The organism is Bacillus sp. FSL K6-0069 (assembly GCF_038007785.1).
GTDB classification, from domain to species: Bacteria; Bacillota; Bacilli; order Bacillales; family Bacillaceae_G; genus Bacillus_A; species Bacillus_A mobilis.
Map to the genome: position 1 here is coordinate 1,400,753 of NZ_JBBOXN010000001.1, position 17,853 is coordinate 1,418,605.

General features: G+C 37.9%; 21 protein-coding genes and 1 other annotated feature. Of the genes, 19 read left to right on the forward strand and 2 right to left on the reverse strand.

The window, feature by feature from the left end:
* Positions 1 to 156: 156 nt before the first annotated feature.
* Both ytfJ and MHB74_RS07265 read left to right on the forward strand, forming a co-directional pair.
* Positions 157 to 624, forward strand: coding sequence for a GerW family sporulation protein (gene ytfJ, locus MHB74_RS07260; RefSeq protein WP_061678666.1), 468 nt, complete (start codon positions 157 to 159; stop codon positions 622 to 624).
* A gap of 108 nt (positions 625 to 732) precedes the next feature.
* Positions 733 to 822, forward strand: coding sequence for a hypothetical protein (locus tag MHB74_RS07265; RefSeq protein ID WP_000608225.1), 90 nt, complete (start codon positions 733 to 735; stop codon positions 820 to 822).
* A gap of 351 nt (positions 823 to 1,173) precedes the next feature.
* Here the strand turns inward: MHB74_RS07265 and MHB74_RS07270 are convergent, their stop codons facing one another.
* Positions 1,174 to 1,413, reverse strand: a complete 240-nt coding sequence (locus MHB74_RS07270) for a YkuS family protein (RefSeq protein WP_061678665.1) — start codon at positions 1,411 to 1,413, stop codon at positions 1,174 to 1,176.
* 261 nt (positions 1,414 to 1,674) lie between these two features.
* Positions 1,675 to 1,914, reverse strand: a complete 240-nt coding sequence (locus MHB74_RS07275) for a DUF3911 family protein (protein WP_000752504.1) — start codon at positions 1,912 to 1,914, stop codon at positions 1,675 to 1,677.
* A 59-nt stretch (positions 1,915 to 1,973) separates the two neighbouring features.
* Here MHB74_RS07275 and MHB74_RS07280 point away from each other — a divergent pair, with 59 nt between their 5' ends.
* From MHB74_RS07280 to hisI, 17 genes are all read left to right on the forward strand, one after another.
* The gene (locus MHB74_RS07280; RefSeq protein WP_071722330.1) at positions 1,974 to 2,189 is read left to right on the forward strand and encodes a hypothetical protein; all 216 of its coding nucleotides are present in this window, start codon (positions 1,974 to 1,976) and stop codon (positions 2,187 to 2,189) included.
* Positions 2,190 to 2,330: 141 nt separating this feature from the next.
* Complete coding sequence (gene ilvE, locus MHB74_RS07285; RefSeq protein ID WP_001005497.1) at positions 2,331 to 3,227, forward strand: branched-chain-amino-acid transaminase; 897 nt, start codon at positions 2,331 to 2,333, stop codon at positions 3,225 to 3,227.
* 16 nt (positions 3,228 to 3,243) lie between these two features.
* Positions 3,244 to 3,471: a binding site (T-box leader), on the forward strand.
* 73 nt (positions 3,472 to 3,544) lie between these two features.
* Entirely contained in the window at positions 3,545 to 5,245 is a 1,701-nt protein-coding gene (gene ilvB, locus MHB74_RS07290; protein WP_061678664.1) for an acetolactate synthase large subunit, read from the forward strand.
* A complete protein-coding gene (ilvN, locus tag MHB74_RS07295; RefSeq protein WP_000822948.1) occupies positions 5,242 to 5,751 on the forward strand; it encodes an acetolactate synthase small subunit in 510 nt (169 codons plus the stop codon). The genes ilvB and ilvN overlap by 4 nt, the downstream gene beginning before the upstream one ends.
* A 26-nt stretch (positions 5,752 to 5,777) precedes the next feature.
* Positions 5,778 to 6,788: a ketol-acid reductoisomerase gene (ilvC, locus tag MHB74_RS07300; RefSeq protein WP_061678663.1), complete on the forward strand. Its 1,011-nt coding sequence runs from the start codon at positions 5,778 to 5,780 to the stop codon at positions 6,786 to 6,788.
* A 1-nt stretch (position 6,789) separates the two neighbouring features.
* Positions 6,790 to 8,310 carry a 2-isopropylmalate synthase gene (gene leuA, locus MHB74_RS07305; RefSeq protein ID WP_061678662.1) on the forward strand — a complete coding sequence of 507 codons (1,521 nt, stop codon included), beginning with the start codon at positions 6,790 to 6,792 and terminating at the stop codon, positions 8,308 to 8,310.
* Positions 8,311 to 8,387: 77 nt separating this feature from the next.
* Entirely contained in the window at positions 8,388 to 9,452 is a 1,065-nt protein-coding gene (gene leuB / locus MHB74_RS07310) for a 3-isopropylmalate dehydrogenase (protein ID WP_061678661.1), read from the forward strand.
* Positions 9,452 to 10,846: a 3-isopropylmalate dehydratase large subunit gene (leuC, locus tag MHB74_RS07315; protein ID WP_061678660.1), complete on the forward strand. Its 1,395-nt coding sequence runs from the start codon at positions 9,452 to 9,454 to the stop codon at positions 10,844 to 10,846. The genes leuB and leuC overlap by 1 nt, the downstream gene beginning before the upstream one ends.
* Entirely contained in the window at positions 10,824 to 11,405 is a 582-nt protein-coding gene (leuD, locus tag MHB74_RS07320) for a 3-isopropylmalate dehydratase small subunit (protein ID WP_061678659.1), read from the forward strand. The genes leuC and leuD overlap by 23 nt, the downstream gene beginning before the upstream one ends.
* 309 nt (positions 11,406 to 11,714) lie before the next feature.
* Positions 11,715 to 12,977: an ATP phosphoribosyltransferase regulatory subunit gene (hisZ, locus tag MHB74_RS07325; RefSeq protein ID WP_061678658.1), complete on the forward strand. Its 1,263-nt coding sequence runs from the start codon at positions 11,715 to 11,717 to the stop codon at positions 12,975 to 12,977.
* Positions 12,953 to 13,588: an ATP phosphoribosyltransferase gene (gene hisG / locus MHB74_RS07330; protein WP_061678657.1), complete on the forward strand. Its 636-nt coding sequence runs from the start codon at positions 12,953 to 12,955 to the stop codon at positions 13,586 to 13,588. Before hisZ ends, hisG begins: the two co-directional genes overlap by 25 nt.
* An 11-nt stretch (positions 13,589 to 13,599) precedes the next feature.
* A complete protein-coding gene (gene hisD / locus MHB74_RS07335) occupies positions 13,600 to 14,892 on the forward strand; it encodes a histidinol dehydrogenase (protein ID WP_061678656.1) in 1,293 nt (430 codons plus the stop codon).
* Entirely contained in the window at positions 14,892 to 15,476 is a 585-nt protein-coding gene (hisB, locus tag MHB74_RS07340) for an imidazoleglycerol-phosphate dehydratase HisB (protein ID WP_061678655.1), read from the forward strand. The genes hisD and hisB overlap by 1 nt, the downstream gene beginning before the upstream one ends.
* A complete protein-coding gene (gene hisH, locus MHB74_RS07345; protein WP_048544924.1) occupies positions 15,477 to 16,106 on the forward strand; it encodes an imidazole glycerol phosphate synthase subunit HisH in 630 nt (209 codons plus the stop codon). It abuts the gene before it with no gap.
* Complete coding sequence (gene hisA / locus MHB74_RS07350; RefSeq protein ID WP_061678654.1) at positions 16,079 to 16,798, forward strand: 1-(5-phosphoribosyl)-5-[(5-phosphoribosylamino)methylideneamino]imidazole-4-carboxamide isomerase; 720 nt, start codon at positions 16,079 to 16,081, stop codon at positions 16,796 to 16,798. Before hisH ends, hisA begins: the two co-directional genes overlap by 28 nt.
* Positions 16,792 to 17,550, forward strand: a complete 759-nt coding sequence (gene hisF, locus MHB74_RS07355) for an imidazoleglycerol phosphate synthase cyclase subunit (RefSeq protein WP_061678653.1) — start codon at positions 16,792 to 16,794, stop codon at positions 17,548 to 17,550. Before hisA ends, hisF begins: the two co-directional genes overlap by 7 nt.
* Positions 17,547 to 17,852: a phosphoribosyl-AMP cyclohydrolase gene (gene hisI, locus MHB74_RS07360; RefSeq protein WP_061678652.1), complete on the forward strand. Its 306-nt coding sequence runs from the start codon at positions 17,547 to 17,549 to the stop codon at positions 17,850 to 17,852. Before hisF ends, hisI begins: the two co-directional genes overlap by 4 nt.
* The last annotated feature ends 1 nt before the right edge of the window (position 17,853 follow it).

Here is a 17,853-nt window from a genome sequence, read left to right on the forward strand (position 1 = left end):
TCAATTATCCATAAGAGTCCGATTGGTGAGGACTAATAATCAGTGGGGGATGAAGAAAACCCCCACTGATTAAAGTTTCACTTTATCCGAGTATGTACAGGAAGTAATATCCATTTAGAAGGAAGAAATTGTTTTTTTGAAATAGGAAAAGTTAGTATGACTTCCTCTATTTTGGAAAGTATAAAAAAGAATAAGAAGGAAAGGGTGCAATACATAATGGAACATCCAATTGAAAATTTAATGAAAACAGCAATGACAAATTTAAAAGAGATGGTAGATGTAAATACAATTGTCGGAAGCCCAGTTTCAACGGCTGATGGAAATGTAGTATTAACAGTATCTCAAGTGGCTTTTGGTTTTGGTGCCGGCGGAAGTGATTTTAAAGGTGATTTTATTTCTGAAAAACATAATAACGGACAAGGGCAACATAAAGAGAACAAGCAAAGTCATCCATTTGGAGGCGGAAGCGGGGCTGGGGTTTCTATTAGTCCAGTTGCTTTTTTAGTAGTTGGTTCTAACGGTGTGCAAGTATTGCACCTCAATAGTAGTACGCATTTAATTGAAAAGGCTTTAAATACTGTACCAAGCACTGTAGATAAATTTGTAAATGGTCGCCAAAAGTGAACTTGCATTTTTTAGGAATTATGATATATTAGAAAAAGTGCGCTTTAGGATGATCGGAATAATTGAACTGTAAATATATATGATGTGTGGAATAAGGGAGAGGAATTTATGATTAATATCAAAAACTTAGTAGTTGGCTTATGTATGTTAGTAAGCGGTTTTGTTGTATATGTAATAAAAGAAAAAGCTCCATTCTAAAACAGACAAACCGTTACTGTCTGTTTTTAATTTGTAAAAAATGTTGACAAGTTATTGTATTGGTGTTAAAATTTTAATTCGTGTCTCGGTTACAGCTAGTGTAAAGTAAATAAATCTTATAAATATAATACGAAAAGTTTGCGAAAGATCGGGTAGTCTTACCAACAACTTTTGTGAACAAACCCTATAAATTATAATTGTAGGCTTTATAGGTATACTAGTGAATCAAGGAGCGGTCATTGGAACCGTGATGATGAGAGAGAGGTAGGGCTTTCATCCAGTATATGTTACTTTCCCGTTAGGTGAATATAAAAAAGAGGACTCCTTTTCAAAAGGAGTCCTCTTTCTTTTTTAAGTGCGGCTCTCAACTTGCTGACAAATTTCATCTGTTGTTAAACCATGAGCTGTAATTACCGATCCCTTAATAGATGTATCTGCAATACCCATCATATTGGAATCTTGCCCAGTTACAACACAACAATCGCACCCTTGTGCATCATGTTCGGAGTGAAGGGTAACGACCTCATGTCCCTGTTGCTTAAGAGCTTGTTGAACATCTGTTAATGAGTTTTCAACGCCGATTCTAGCCATAATTCTCACCTCCTACCATCTAGTTGCTAGTATGCTCAAGTACATCGCATATATTTATGCAAAGACGGTAGGAAGCCTATATTTATTCTGTTATTGAAGGATAGCTTAATTAACGTATCACTTTATCCCGCTTTAATGGGCAGTAAGACCCCTACCTCAAAATTCAGCGGGGGATCGGGCTGCCCATTAAAGTCCGATTGGTGAGGGCTAATAATCAGTGGGGGATGAAGAAAACCCCCGCTGATTAAAATTTCACTTTATTTAGTCGTTATATACACCAGTAAGCATTTGACTTACGAATTGATCGTTTAAAGTATCTTGGGCGGAAGAAGTATTTGAATGAATGTCGATTGAAGCAATAAAATTATTATGTTCTTTATTATTTGGTTCTACCTCTACATAATTATCGAATTTACAAAAACCTTTCGTATCCATTAGATCAAATAGTTGAAGCATTTCTACTACCTCTTGTCTCGTTCCTTTAATTTGTACACACGCCATATTGATTTCCTCCTTCATTTTGACAAATTGTTTTTTAAAAATAGGATTATGATTGCGAGATGAAAAATATGAATGTTATTTTTAGACAGCGTTATTTTTCTTATTTTCCCCCTTTTTCAGCAAAAGTCGTTGTATATTCCCGAATTTATAAAAACGGACGTCCGTTTATTGAATACAATAGATTCGTATCAATTGATGAAAATCCTTCTTTTAAACAAATATTTTTTTTAGTGGAATTTGGCGAAAAAAATTTTTTGACTTTTTGTAAACGTTAACAATGCTGTCAAATCAATATAATCAAAGATGTACGTACGATTAAAAATTATAAATTTTCTAAAAATTCACTTGATTTATTTAGAAAGGAGAGTAAACTAGGAAACAATAAAAAATTCATAGAACATAGGAGGCGCTTTCCAGTGAATGAGCAATGGATTTTCTTAAATGGAGAATTTGTTCCAAAAGACGAAGCAAAAGTTTCAGTATATGATCATGGTTATTTATATGGAGATGGAGTATTTGAAGGAATTAGAGTTTATAGCGGTAATGTTTTCCGTTTGAGAGAGCATCTTGTCCGGTTATATGAATCAGCAAAATCCATCATGTTAGAAATTCCATATTCTTTAGATGAAGTAACGAATATTGTTGTTGAGACGATTCGACAAAATAAATTATCTAATGGATACATTCGCCTTGTTGTATCGAGAGGTGCAGGAAATCTTGGATTAGATCCTGATTCTTGTAAGAAACCGAATGTAGTCGTAATTGCAGAACAACTATCTTTATTCCCACAAGAATATTATGAAAAAGGGATTCCGGTTGTAACAGTTGCAACGCGCCGAAACCGTCCAGATGTTTTGTCGCCTCAAGTAAAATCACTAAATTACTTAAACAATATTTTAGTTCGTATTGAAGCGAAATTAGCTGGAGTACAAGAAGCACTTATGTTAAATGATCAAGGATACGTAGCTGAAGGCTCAGGAGATAACGTGTTTATTGTAAAAGGAAATAAATTAATTACACCACCAAGTTCTGCTGGAGCGTTAGAAGGTATTACACGAAACGCTATTTTAGAAATCGGTGAAAAACTTGGATATGACGTTAGAGAAGAATTATTTACAAGACATGATGTATATGTAGCTGATGAAGTATTTTTAACAGGAACGGCTGCTGAAGTAATTGCTGTTACGACAGTAGATGGTAGAACGATTGGTTTAGGGCAAACAGGTCCACATACGAATCGTTTATTAGAAGAATTCCGAAAGTTAGTTATAGAAGATGGAGAGAAAATTTACGAAGAAAATAAAGTTGGATAACAACTTTTTATAACATAAGAAAGCGTTGAGAGGGAGGAGTAGTTGATTGTGAAGCCTCACAGAGAGTCGGTGGTTGCTGAAAACCGATGGTTCACGTCGACGAACATCGCCCTTGAGTGCTAAGCTGAAGCATTTGTCTAGGCTTAGACGGTAGCTCCGTTATTAGCTAGACCCATTAATGGGTCACTGAGGCAAGAGTATTCTTGCGAAGAAGGGTGGTACCGCGAAATCTTTCGTCCCTTCAGCACATAGCTGGAGTGTGGACGTAGGATTTTTTTTATTGATAAAAGTTTTCAAAAAGGGGGCTTATAAAAACAATGTCTTCAAAAACGGAAGAGAAACTGGCAACTGGTGCACAGCTATTGTTAGAAGCGCTAGAAAAGGAAGGAGTAGAAGTGATTTTCGGTTATCCTGGTGGTGCTGTTTTACCTCTTTATGATGCACTCTATGACTGTGAAATTCCGCATATTTTAACAAGGCATGAGCAAGGTGCTATTCACGCCGCTGAAGGGTATGCCAGAATTACTGGTAATCCAGGGGTTGTTATTGCAACGAGTGGACCAGGTGCTACAAATGTTATTACAGGTCTTGCAGATGCCATGATTGATTCGTTACCACTTGTTGTATTTACAGGGCAAGTAGCAACAACGTTAATTGGAAGTGATGCTTTCCAAGAAGCGGATATTATGGGGCTTACGATGCCGGTGACAAAGCATAACTATCAAGTGCGAAAAGCTTCAGATTTACCTCGAATTATTAAAGAAGCATTTCATATTGCTAGAACAGGAAGACCAGGCCCAGTCGTTATTGACCTTCCAAAAGATATGGTGGTAGAGCAAGGGGAACGATGTAATGACGTACAAATGGATTTACCAGGATACAACCCGAATTATGAACCGAATCTACTCCAAATAAACAAATTATTACAAGCAATTAGTGCTGCAAGTAAGCCGTTAATTTTAGCTGGAGCAGGTGTATTGCATGCGAAAGCATCAAAAGAGTTAACAAGTTTTGCTCGTAAATATGAAATCCCAGTTGTGCATACTTTACTTGGTCTTGGAGGCTTTCCGCCAGATGATGAACTTTTTCTGGGAATGGGAGGAATGCATGGTTCATACACAGCCAATATGGCGTTATATGAATGCGACTTACTTATTAATATAGGTGCAAGATTCGATGATCGGCTTACTGGAAATTTAGCTTATTTTGCTAAAGAGGCGACTGTTGCGCATATCGATATTGATCCAGCAGAAATCGGAAAAAATGTGCCGACTGAAATTCCTATTGTTGCAAGTGCTAAGCTAGCGTTGGAAGTATTACTTCAACCGGAAGGAAGGAAAGAAAATCATCATAATTGGCTTTCCTTATTAAAGAGTAGAAAAGAAAAATATCCACTATCTTATAAACGGAATTCGGAAAGTATTAAGCCTCAATACGCAATTGATATGTTATATGAACTTACGAAAGGAGAAGCGATTGTAACAACAGATGTTGGGCAACATCAAATGTGGGCCGCACAATATTATCCGCTGAAAAACCCAGATAAATGGGTAACTTCTGGAGGATTAGGAACGATGGGCTTCGGATTTCCAGCAGCAATTGGGGCACAAATTGCAAAGCCTGATGAACTAGTTATCGCAATTGTCGGTGACGCTGGATTTCAAATGACGCTGCAAGAATTAAGTGTGTTAAAAGAACACTCCTTACCTGTTAAAGTGTTTATTTTAAATAATGAAGCTTTAGGAATGGTAAGACAATGGCAAGATGAATTTTATAACAAAAGATATTCGCACTCTTTATTATCGTGTCAACCAGATTTCGTCGCTCTTGCGAATGCGTATGGCATAAAAGGAGTTCGCATAGATGATCCACTTCTTGCAAAGAAGCAAATACAGCATGCGATTGAATTACAAGAACCGGTCGTAATTGATTGCCGTGTACTTCAATCAGAAAAGGTAATGCCGATGGTTGCGCCAGGGAAAGGTGTTCACCAAATGGAGGGAGTGGAAAAAAGGTGAAGAGAATTGTTACAGCGACAGTTCGAAATCAAAGTGGTGTGTTAAACCGAATTACAGGTGTTATGACACGAAGGCATTTTAATATTGAAAGTATTTCAGTAGGTCATACAGAATCATCGGACATATCACGGATGACGATTGTTGTACACGTTGAAAATGAGCAGCAAGTTGAGCAGTTAATTAAACAACTTCATAAGCAAATTGATGTTCTGAAAGTATCAGATATTACGGAAGAAGCGATGATCGCAAGAGAACTTGCACTTATTAAAGTCGCAACATCAGTAGCAAGAGCAGAATTATATAGTTTAATTGAACCGTTTCGAGCCGCTGTAATAGATGTTGGGAAGGATTCCATAGTTGTGCAAGTAACCGGTACGCAGGAGAAAGTAGAAGCATTAATTGAATTACTTCGTCCATACGGTTTGAAAGAAATTGCTAGAACAGGTGTAACAGCATTTACGCGTAGTATGAAAAAACAAGATAAGCAAGTTATGTTAATTCAATAATCATTTAAATATAGGGGGAAATGAAAATGGCAAAAGTTTATTATGAGAAAGATGTAACGGTAAATGTATTAAAAGAAAAGAAAGTAGCAATCATCGGATATGGCTCGCAAGGTCATGCGCATGCGCAAAATTTGCGTGATAACGGATTTGATGTAGTAGTAGGTTTAAGAAAAGGTAAGTCTTGGGATAAAGCGAAAGAAGATGGATTTTCTGTATATACAGTAGCAGAAGCAACGGAGCAGGCTGATTTAGTAATGATTTTACTACCGGATGAACTGCAGCCAGAAGTATATGAAGCGGAAATTGCACCAAATTTACAGGCAGGAAATTCTCTCGTTTTTGCACACGGATTTAATGTTCACTTTGATCAAGTGAAACCACCAGCTAATGTAGATGTATTTCTAGTAGCGCCTAAAGGTCCAGGGCATCTTGTACGCCGTACGTTTGCTGAAGGCGGAGCCGTACCTGCATTATTTGCCGTATACCAAGATGCGACAGGAGTTGCGACTGAAAAGGCACTTTCTTATGCTGATGGAATTGGAGCGACGAGAGCGGGCGTATTAGAAACGACGTTTAAAGAAGAAACAGAAACAGATTTATTTGGAGAGCAAGCTGTACTTTGCGGCGGAGTAACTGCGCTAGTAAAAGCTGGATTTGAAACGCTAGTTGATGCAGGATACCAGCCTGAACTTGCATATTTTGAATGTTTACATGAACTAAAACTAATCGTTGACCTTATGTATGAAGGCGGACTTGAAAATATGAGATATTCAGTTTCAGATACAGCGCAGTGGGGCGACTTCGTATCAGGACCACGCGTTGTAACGGAAGATACGAAGAAAGCGATGGGTGCAGTGCTAGCCGAAATTCAAGATGGTACATTTGCAAGAGGCTGGATTGCAGAGCATAAAGCAGGAAAACCGAATTTCCATGCTACAAATGAGAAAGAGAATGAACATGAAATCGAAGTAGTTGGACGTAAATTACGTGAAATGATGCCTTTCGTACAGCCGCGAGTAAAGGCAGGGGTCAAATAATATGAAGCAGATTTTGTTCATGGATACGACGCTACGTGATGGCGAACAATCACCAGGAGTGAATTTAAATGAACAAGAGAAATTGCAAATTGCAAGGCAATTAGAGAGATTGGGTATTAATGTCATGGAGGCTGGCTTTGCAGCAGCTTCCGAAGGGGATTTTCAATCGGTAAAACGCATCGCAAATACGATTCAAAATGCTACAGTTATGAGTTTAGCTAGAGCGAAAGAAAGTGATATTCGAAGAGCATATGAAGCGGTGAAAGGTGCTGTATCTCCTCGTCTACACGTATTTTTAGCTACGAGTGATATTCATATGAAGTATAAACTTTGTATGTCAAAGGAAGATGTATTAGATAGTATTCATCGCTCGGTTACACTTGGGAAATCGTTATTTCCGACAGTACAATTTTCTGCAGAAGATGCGACAAGAACAGCAAGAGATTTTTTAGCTGAGGCAGTAGAAGTTGCGATTCGTGCAGGAGCAAATGTAATTAATATTCCAGATACAGTTGGATATACGAATCCAGAAGAATATTATTCTCTTTTTAAATACTTACAAGAATCCGTTCCTTCATATGAAAAAGCAATTTTCTCTTGTCATTGTCACGATGATCTTGGAATGGCTGTAGCCAATTCATTAGCTGCGGTTGAAGGTGGAGCATTGCAAGTAGAAGGAACAATTAATGGAATTGGAGAAAGAGCAGGGAATGCGGCGTTAGAAGAGGTCGCAGTTGCTCTTCATATTAGAAAAGATTTCTATAAAGCGGAGTCTTCTATGACGCTAAAAGAAATTAAAGCGACGAGTACATTAGTAAGCAGATTATCAGGTATGGTCGTACCGAAAAATAAAGCGATTGTTGGAGCAAATGCATTCGCTCATGAATCAGGAATTCATCAAGATGGTGTATTAAAAGAAGTGACAACGTATGAGATTATTGAACCAGAGCTAGTAGGCGAATCTCAAAATCTATTTGTACTTGGAAAACATTCTGGACGTCACGCGTTTACAGAAAAAATGAAAGAGCTTGGCTATGAATTTACAAAGGAAGAACGAGATGCGGTGTTTGAAGCGTTTAAAAAATTAGCTGATCGTAAGAAGGAAATTACGGAGGAAGATTTACGTGCACTTATGCTTGGTGAAGCAGCATTTGCAGCTCAGCAATATACCATTACGCAACTGCAAGTACATTTCGTATCAAATAGTACACAATGCGCGACAGTTGTGCTAAAAGATGAGGAAGGAAATGTATACGAAGATGCAGCTACTGGCTCTGGTAGTATTGAGGCAATTTATAATGCAATTCAAAGAATTTTAGGATTAGAATGTGAATTGGCGGATTATCGCATACAATCTATTACACAAGGTCAAGACGCACTAGCTCATGTTCATGTTGAATTAAAAGAAGGAACGCATCAAGTATCAGGTTTTGGTGTCGCGCAAGACGTATTGGAAGCGTCGGCGAGAGCATATGTCCATGCGGCGGGGAAATTAAAATCTTTTATCCAGCTTGTGAAATAAGTGGTTGATAGGTGAGAGAAGCTTTCCTCACCTATCAAATTAAAGTTCTGAAAATTCAGTTAAAAGGAGTGTTGAAATTGGAAAAACGTATCGTTTGTTTAGCTGGTGATGGTGTTGGCCCGGAAGTTATGGAAAGTGCGAAGGAAGTATTGCATATGGTAGAGAGATTATATGGGCATCGTTTTCATTTGCAAGATGAGTACTTTGGTGGGAGTGCTATCGATTTAAATGGGCAACCATTACCACAACGAACGCTTGCCGCCTGTTTAGCAAGTGATGCAGTTTTACTAGGAGCAGTTGGTGGACCAAGGTGGGATAGTGCGAAAGAAAGACCAGAAAAAGGATTGTTAGCTTTAAGAAAAGGACTCGGCGTATTTGCGAATGTTCGCCCTGTAACGGTAGAAAGCGCAACGGCACATTTATCGCCATTAAAAAAGGCTGATGAAATTGATTTCGTTGTCGTTCGTGAATTAACAGGCGGAATTTATTTTTCTTATCCGAAAGAACGAACGGACGAAGTAGCAACCGATACACTTACGTATCATCGTCATGAAATTGAACGTATCGTTTCATATGCTTTTCAATTAGCGAGCAAGCGGAAGAAGAAAGTAACATCGATTGATAAGGCGAATGTTTTAGAGTCTAGTAAACTATGGCGAACTGTGACAGAAGAAGTAGCACTTCGTTATCCAGGCGTTGAACTAGAACATATTTTAGTAGATGCCGCTGCGATGGAATTAATTCGAAATCCAGGACGGTTTGATGTAATTGTAACGGAAAATTTATTTGGAGATATTTTGAGTGACGAGGCTTCCGTATTAGCTGGATCATTAGGGATGCTTCCATCAGCAAGTCACGCGGAAAAGGGACCTTCATTATACGAGCCTATTCACGGATCAGCACCGGATATTGCCGGGAAAAATAAGGCGAATCCAATTGCAATGATGCGCTCTGTTGCAATGATGCTTGGGCAATCGTTCGGATTAACGAGAGAAGGGTGTGCAATTGAAGATGCAATTTCTGCAGTCCTTACATCAGGGAAATGTACAGCAGATATCGGGGGGACTGAAACGACAACTTCATTTACGAAGGCGGTTATGCAGGAAATGGAAGAGCAAGCGTTAGTAGGGAGAGGGAGATAATGGGGAAAAGGTTGCTAGATAAACTATGGGAAAGACATATAGTTACGACAAACGAAAATGGGTTGGATTTATTATATATCGATCTTCATCTTGTCCATGAAGTAACGTCACCGCAAGCCTTTGAAGGCTTGCGGCTTACAAATCGAACGGTCCGTAGACCAGATTTAACATTCGCAACGATGGATCATAATATTCCAACGAAAGATGTTTGGAATATTACCGATCGTATTGCGAAACAGCAACTAGATACACTTCGTGAAAATTGTAAACAATTTCAGGTACCGTTAGCGGATATTGGAGATGAAGAGCAAGGGATTGTTCATGTTATCGGACCAGAACTTGGGCTCACGCAGCCAGGAAAAACAATTGTTTGTGGTGATAGTCATACAGCAACACACGGTGCGTTTGGCGCGCTAGCATTTGGCATTGGCACGAGTGAAGTGGAACATGTATTGGCGACACAAACGTTATGGCAACGTAAACCGAAAGCGATGGGCATTGAGTTAAAAGGGAAATTACAGAAAGGTGTTTACGCGAAAGATATTATTTTGCATCTCCTTTCGAAGTACGGTGTAGCAGTTGGAACCGGATACGTAATGGAGTTTTACGGAGAGACAATTGGAGCTATGGAGATGGAAGAGAGAATGACGCTTTGTAATATGGCAATTGAAGGAGGGGCAAAGGCTGGTATTATAGCACCAGATGAAAAAACATTTACTTATGTAAAAGGACGTCAATATGCACCGAAAGACTATGAAACTTTCGAGAAAAAATGGTCTGAACTGTATACAGATTCAGATGCGATTTATGATTTACATATTTCAATTGATGTGGCGGATTTAGCACCGTACGTTACGTGGGGAACAAACCCGAGTATGGGTGTTCGTATTGATGAAAAATTGCCAGAAAAGCATGATGCAAATGATGAAAGAGCATTTTCTTATATGGGATTAAGCCCAGGACAAAGTACGTATGACATTCCAGTTCAGCATGTTTTTATTGGATCTTGTACAAATTCTAGGCTCTCTGATTTAGAAATTGCTGCTTCTGTTGTGAAAGGGAGAAAGGTAAAAGAAGGTGTGCGAGCACTCGTTGTGCCTGGATCGAAAAGAGTAAGAGAAGCTGCGATGCAAAAAGGGCTACATCACATCTTTGAAGAAGCAGGATTTGAATGGAGAGAGCCTGGATGTTCAATGTGTCTTGGAATGAATCCAGATCAAGTACCTGAGGGAGAACATTGTGCTTCCACTTCAAACCGCAATTTTGAAGGAAGACAAGGAAAAGGAGCGCGAACACATTTGGTTAGCCCAGCAATGGCGGCAGCAGCTGCGTTATATGGTCATTTTGTTGATACTAGAAAGGAGAGTTATGATGGAGCCATTTCGTATTCATAAAGGTACTGCCGCAGTACTGATGAATGATAACATTGATACAGATCAAATTATTCCGAAGCAATATTTAAAGAGAATTGAAAGGACGGGATTTGGAAAATATTTATTCGATGAATGGCGTTATGATAATAACCGCCATGAAAACCCTAATTTTCCACTTAATGCACTAGATAGAAAAGGAGCAAGTATATTAATTACAGGTGATAATTTTGGTTGCGGTTCTTCAAGAGAACATGCTCCATGGGCGCTTGTTGATTATGGTTTCCGTGTTATTATCGCTGGCGGGTTTGCAGATATTTTTTATATGAATTGTATGAAAAATGGTATGTTACCAATTGTAATGGATAAAGAAATGCGAGAACAAATTGCTAAAACGGATGCGAGAGAACAAATAGAAGTAGATTTAGAGAATGAAGTCATCACAACGAGTACGCACAAGTTTCATTTTACAATCGAGAAAATGTGGAAAGAGAAATTATTAAATGGTCTAGATGAAATTAGTATTACAATGCAATATGAACAAAAAATTGTAGAATATGAAAGGGAAGTAGCTTTATATTAAGAAATAACGGAATGTTCGAAATGTATTTACATTCAGAATTAAGTATTATATACTATGTAAAAAATCAGAGGAGAAAGGGAGTAAGTATTATGAATATCGTGCAACCTATTGAAATGCTTACACAACTACATCATCATACATAAAGCCCTTGAACCTAGCGTGAAAACGTGTAGGCACAAGGGTTATTCCCGTTGTACCTACACTCTACTAAAGAGCCTTGTAGGTATTTTGTCTACAAGGCTCTTTTTATTTTCGGTTTAGGTGAATGAAATAGGCATACATTAGAAAGGGAAAGGTGTGAGAATTTAGATGACAAAATGGAAACGTGCAAATCCAAATGGAACGAGAGATTATTTATTCGAAGAATGTACGTTAATTGAAGAAGTGGAGCAAAAATTAAGACGTACTTTTTTAGAGCGAGGTTATGAGGAAATAAGGACACCAACAATAGAATTTTATGATGTGTTTGCCTTTCAAAATAGACCGATAGATGAAGAAAAGATGTATAAATTTTTTGATGAAAAGGGACGGATTATCGTCTTGCGTCCAGATATGACAATTCCTTTAGCGAGAGTGATGGGAACGCAGAGGTGGGATACGCCGCTAAAACTGACGTATGGCGGGAATGTATTTCGGGCGAATGAGTCTCTTACTGGTAAATATAATGAAATTATACAAAGTGGTATTGAAATTATTGGGATTGATAATGTAAGAGCTGAAATTGAATGTGTTATAAGCGTCATTCAATCACTTCAAAAGGTGAAGGTGCAATCTTTTACAATAGAGATTGGGCAAGTGCAGTTATATAAATGTATTGTCAAAAAGCTCTCCATTCATGAGGAAGAAGAGAGAGTACTTAGAACATATATTGAAAGTAAAAATTATGCTGCTCTATCAAATTTTATTAGAGAAAAGAAATTAGATCGATGTGATGAAACAGTAAGATTACTTGAGAAATTACCAAGGTTATTTGGGAATTTAGAAGTAATTGAGGAAGCGGAAAAACTCGCCTCAAGTAATGAAATGAAAATGGCCATCGCAAGAGTGAAAGAAATATATGTAGCCATTGAAAAACTAGGCTATGGATCTTACATATCAATTGATTTAGGTATGATCCAACATCTAGATTACTATACAGGAGTTATTTTCAAAGGGTATATATATGAAATTGGAGAAGAAATTGTTAGTGGTGGAAGATATGATGAGTTAATTGGAAATTTTGGAGAAATGCTGCCGGCTGTTGGACTCGCGGTGCAAGTCAATCAAATTGTGAAGGCGCTGCAAGAGCAGCAAGAAGCATATGAACGAAAGAGAATAGATATAATCATTCATTATGAGTTAAATAGATTAGCAGAAGCGGAAAGATTAAGAAGTTTACTTCAAAAGGACGGGAAAAAAGTAGAGCTATCCTTATTCTCTAATGTAAACGACACCTTTCAATTTGCAAGAAAAAACCAAATAGTAACGGTCGTTGAGGCGAAGAATGAATCATTAGTGGAATATGTATGGAAAGAGAAATGGATAGTCCAGAAAGAAGGAGAGACCTCATGCGTAACATTCAAATTGCGTTAACGAAAGGGAGATTAGAAAAGCATGTGATTCCACTCTTTGAGCAAATTGGAATTGATTGTTCAGAGCTCAAAAATAAAGGGCGAAAGCTTGTCTTTCAAAGTAAGAATACAGATATCTCATTTATTTTAGTGAAAGCATTAGATGTTGCTACTTATGTAGAACATGGAGTAGCGGATATTGGGGTCGTTGGAAAAGATATTTTAATGGAAAATGAGAAAGATATTTATGAAATGTTGGATTTAGGAGTAGGCGTGTGTAAGTTTTGTGTGGCTTCTATTCCTACTTATAACCCGAAGAGCTACCGGAAGAAACGTATTGCAACGAAATATCCCCATATTACTTCTAACTATTTTCATGATAAAGGAGAGGATGTAGAAATTATTAAAATAGAAGGTTCTGTAGAAATCGCTCCTATTCTTGGATTGGCAGATGCAATTGTTGATATTGTTGAAACAGGAACAACATTACAAGAAAATGGACTCATTGTATTTGAGGAAATGTATTCTATATCTGCTCGAATGATTGTAAATAAGGCTGCATTAAAAACTAAAAAAGACGAAATATTCAGTATTGTAAATATGATGGAGCAAGAAATTTTGTCAGGAAAATAGGGGGACTTGAAATGGAGATCGTTTGTGAAGATTTTCAAAAGGCGTTATCGAAAATAAAATTGCTACGAGAAAACGCTAATATAATAGAAGAAACTGTTCAAAGAAGTGTAAGAGAGATCGTTCAAAATGTAAGGGAGAATAGGGATGAGGCCCTATCTTTTTATACAAACAAGTTTGATGGTGTGGAGATGAAAGAGTTTCGTGTAAGTGAAGAAGAAATAAAACGAGCGAGTATGTTCGTAGAAAATTCATTTTTAGAAGCGTTACAAGAGGCGAAGAAAAACATTATATCGTATCATGAAAAGCAAAAAAGGCAATCTATATTCGATTGCGAGAATGAAGGCATCATTAGGGGACAAATCATTCGGCCATTAGAAAATGTAGGAGTATACGTGCCAGGCGGAACTGCTTCCTATCCTTCATCGGTATTAATGAATGTATTACCAGCGAAACTCGCTGGTGTGAAAAAGATTGTAATGGTAACACCGCCGAGAGAAGGAGGAATTGATCCACATATTTTAGTTGCTGCAAGTCTTGCAGGGGTAGATGAAATTTATATGATAGGTGGTGCGCAAGCAATTGCTGCCTTAGCATACGGGACGGAATCGATTCCGAAAGTGGATAAAATAGTTGGACCAGGAAATTTGTACGTCGCTCTAGCGAAACGAGAAGTATATGGAATAGTAAATATCGATATGATTGCTGGACCGTCAGAAATTGTAGTTATTGCTGATGAAACCGGCAATGCAAAATATATTGCTGCTGATTTACTATCACAGGCAGAGCATGACGAGAGAGCGACAGCAATTTGTATTACAACGAATATAGAGTTAGCAAAAGAAGTAGAAAAAGAGATAGAAAGACAGTTAGAAACATTACCAAGAAGCGAAATTGCACGTGAATCGATAAATAGAAATGGAGCCATTTGTATCGTTCCCTCTTTAGATGAGGCACTGCAATTATCGAATGAAATCGCCCCGGAACATTTAGAGTTACATATAAAAGAACCGATGAATGCACTAGCTTACGTGAAACATGCAGGATCTATCTTTCTTGGACCATATGCGCCGGAACCACTTGGCGATTATGTAGCAGGACCGAATCACGTGTTACCGACAAGTGGAACGGCAAGGTTTTTCTCACCGTTATCAGTTGATGATTTCGTGAAAAAATCAAGCTTTTTGTCTTATACAGAGGAAGCGTTAAGAGATGTACAACATCACATTGTAGAACTTGCGAATAAAGAAGGGTTACATGCGCATGCGAGAGCAATTCAAATAAGATTTGAGGAGGAGGAAGAATAATGCGTGAGTCTAGTCAAATACGTGAGACGACAGAAACAAAAATAAAATTAAGTTTGCAGCTTGATGAAGGAAAGGATGTTTCTGTACAAACGGGAGTTGGATTTTTTGATCATATGCTAACTTTATTTGCAAGGCATGGAAGATTCGGTTTGCAAGTGGAGGCGGAAGGCGATGTGTTCGTTGATGCACATCATACAGTTGAAGATGTTGGAATTGTGCTCGGAAATTGTTTGAAAGAAGCATTGCAAAATAAAGAGGGGATTAACCGTTATGGCTCTGCTTATGTACCAATGGATGAATCTTTAGGTTTTGTCGCAATTGATATAAGCGGACGCTCGTATATTGTATTTCAAGGAGAATTAACAAATCCGAAGCTAGGGGATTTTGATACAGAACTAACAGAAGAATTCTTTAGAGCAGTTGCTCATGCTGCAAATATTACGTTACATGCCCGCATTTTATATGGAAGTAATACACATCACAAAGTTGAAGCATTATTTAAAGCATTTGGTCGAGCGCTTAGGGAAGCAGTTGATAAAAATACCAACATTACTGGTGTAAATTCAACGAAAGGGATGTTGTAATTGATTGCTATTATAGATTATGGAATGGGAAATATTCGTAGTGTAGAACAAGCATTAAAATATATTGGAGCAGAGTACATCGTAACGAGTGATAAAGAAGAAATTTTTAAAAGTGATGGAGTGATTTTACCAGGAGTAGGTGCATTTCCAAAAGCGATGGATGTATTGGAAGAAAAAGATTTAGTGTGTGTATTAAAAGAAGTCGGGCGTTCAGGAAAACCGCTTCTAGGCATTTGCTTAGGAATGCAGCTTTTATTTGAAAAAAGTGAAGAACTACAAGACTGTAACGGATTAAGTTTATTACCAGGTGTTATTCGAAAGCTAAAAGTCCCTTATAAAATTCCACATATGGGATGGAATGAGTTAAAGAAAGAGGGGGAAATAGCGCTTTGGAATGGAGTAGAGGACGGTTCTTTCGTATATTATGTTCACTCTTATTACGCAGATTGTCCAAATGAAATTGTATATGGAATAAGTGAATATGGATTGAAAGTACCTGGTTTTGTAGCGAAAGGAAATATATACGGCGCACAGTTTCATCCTGAAAAAAGTGGTGACATTGGGATGCAAATGTTGAAAAATTTCAAAGGGGTGGTAGAAGCATGGAAATCTTCCCAGCTATCGATTTAAAAGAGGGGCGATGCGTTAGACTGTATCAAGGAGAGTTTAGTAAAGAAACAGTAATGAATGAAGACCCGGTTGCGCAAGCAATTGTATTCGAAAAATCAGGAGCGAAAACACTGCATATTGTTGATTTAGATGGTGCAATTGCTGGTGAGTCAGTAAATTTGCTCGTTATTGAAAGGATTTGCAAGGCAGTACGTATTCCAGTGCAAGTAGGAGGAGGTATTCGATCACTTGTAGCGGTAGAGAAGTTATTGTCAGTAGGTGTAGATAAAGTGATTTTAGGAACAGCTGCTCTTTATGATAAGACATTTTTAGAGGAGGCGGTTCGTCTATATAAAGAAAAAATTATTGTTGGAATTGATGCGAAAAATGGTTTCGTAGCAACGAGAGGCTGGCTTGATGTGTCTGAAATTTCTTACATTTATTTAGCGAAGCAAATGGAGAACGTAGGTGTTCAAACGATTGTGTTTACAGACATTTCGAAAGACGGGACACTTGCAGGGCCGAATGTAGAGCAATTGGAGTTACTACAAAAAAGTGTTGCTATTCGTCTTATTGCTTCTGGAGGAGTGGCATCTATTCAAGATGTGAAAAAATTAAATGATATGAATATATACGGCGTCATAATTGGTAAGGCTCTTTACGAGAAAACGATTAATTTAGAAGAAGTGTTAGAGGTAACAAAGTTATGTTAGCGAAACGCATTATTCCATGTCTAGATGTGAAAGAAGGGCGAGTCGTAAAAGGTGTAAATTTTATAGGATTACAAGACGTCGGTGATCCTGTTGAAATAGCTGCTTTATACAATGATGCGGGAGCAGATGAAATTGTATTTTTAGATATTACGGCAACGCATGAAGGACGAAAAACAATTATCGATGTTGTAGAACAAACAGCTTCGAAAGTATTTATTCCTCTTACAGTTGGCGGGGGGATTTCAAGTGTTAAAGATATGTACAATTTACTAAGAGCTGGAGCAGATAAAGTTTCAATTAACTCAGCGGCAGTGCGAAATCCAAAGCTAATCAAAGAAGGGGCAGAACACTTTGGCTCACAATGTATTGTCGTCGCAATTGATGCTAGAAAAATAGCAGAAGATAAGTGGAATGTATATGTGAACGGCGGAAGAGTTGATACGGGAATGGATGCAATTGAATGGGCAAATCGCGTTACCGGGCTAGGGGCAGGCGAAATTTTGTTAACGAGTATGGATGCAGATGGAACGAAAAATGGATATGACCTTCGTTTAACAGAAGAAATTTCAAAAAGCGTTTCCGTACCAGTCATTGCGTCAGGCGGGTGCGGCCATGTTAATCACATTATAGAAGTTTTTCAAAAGACAACAGTTGATGCAGCGTTAGCGGCATCCATCTTTCATTATGGTGAGGCAACAGTGCAGGACGTAAAGAGAAAATTAAGAAATGCAAACGTTGAGGTGCGGTTATGAAACCAAACTTTTCAAAAGGATTACTACCAGCAGTTGTAATGGAAGAAGGTACAAAAGAGATTTTAATGCTAGCTTATATGAATGAAGAAGCATATGAAAAAACGCTAGAAACGAAAAGAACATGGTTTTATTCTCGTTCAAGAAGGTCGTTATGGAATAAAGGAGAAACATCAGGAAATGTCCAATATGTGCAATCTCTTTATCTAGATTGTGATCAAGATTCAATCGTTGTTGTCGTAAAACAAGTAGGACCTGCTTGTCATACAGGAGAGAAAACGTGTTTTCATTACAAAATTATATAGG

Bases quoted from the DNA above. Each gene is read 5' to 3' on its own strand.
- ytfJ (WP_061678666.1), top strand. From the start codon at position 157: ATGACTTCCTCTATTTTGGAAAGTATAAAAAAGAATAAGAAGGAAAGG.
- MHB74_RS07265 (WP_000608225.1), top strand. From the start codon at position 733: ATGATTAATATCAAAAACTTAGTAGTTGGCTTATGTATGTTAGTAAGC.
- MHB74_RS07270 (WP_061678665.1), bottom strand. From the start codon at position 1,413: ATGGCTAGAATCGGCGTTGAAAACTCATTAACAGATGTTCAACAAGCT.
- MHB74_RS07275 (WP_000752504.1), bottom strand. From the start codon at position 1,914: ATGGCGTGTGTACAAATTAAAGGAACGAGACAAGAGGTAGTAGAAATG.
- MHB74_RS07280 (WP_071722330.1), top strand. From the start codon at position 1,974: ATGAAAAATATGAATGTTATTTTTAGACAGCGTTATTTTTCTTATTTT.
- ilvB (WP_061678664.1), top strand. From the start codon at position 3,545: ATGTCTTCAAAAACGGAAGAGAAACTGGCAACTGGTGCACAGCTATTG.
- ilvC (WP_061678663.1), top strand. From the start codon at position 5,778: ATGGCAAAAGTTTATTATGAGAAAGATGTAACGGTAAATGTATTAAAA.
- leuA (WP_061678662.1), top strand. From the start codon at position 6,790: ATGAAGCAGATTTTGTTCATGGATACGACGCTACGTGATGGCGAACAA.
- leuC (WP_061678660.1), top strand. From the start codon at position 9,452: ATGGGGAAAAGGTTGCTAGATAAACTATGGGAAAGACATATAGTTACG.
- leuD (WP_061678659.1), top strand. From the start codon at position 10,824: ATGGAGCCATTTCGTATTCATAAAGGTACTGCCGCAGTACTGATGAAT.
- hisZ (WP_061678658.1), top strand. From the start codon at position 11,715: ATGACAAAATGGAAACGTGCAAATCCAAATGGAACGAGAGATTATTTA.
- hisG (WP_061678657.1), top strand. From the start codon at position 12,953: ATGCGTAACATTCAAATTGCGTTAACGAAAGGGAGATTAGAAAAGCAT.
- hisD (WP_061678656.1), top strand. From the start codon at position 13,600: ATGGAGATCGTTTGTGAAGATTTTCAAAAGGCGTTATCGAAAATAAAA.
- hisB (WP_061678655.1), top strand. From the start codon at position 14,892: ATGCGTGAGTCTAGTCAAATACGTGAGACGACAGAAACAAAAATAAAA.
- hisA (WP_061678654.1), top strand. From the start codon at position 16,079: ATGGAAATCTTCCCAGCTATCGATTTAAAAGAGGGGCGATGCGTTAGA.
- hisF (WP_061678653.1), top strand. From the start codon at position 16,792: ATGTTAGCGAAACGCATTATTCCATGTCTAGATGTGAAAGAAGGGCGA.
- hisI (WP_061678652.1), top strand. From the start codon at position 17,547: ATGAAACCAAACTTTTCAAAAGGATTACTACCAGCAGTTGTAATGGAA.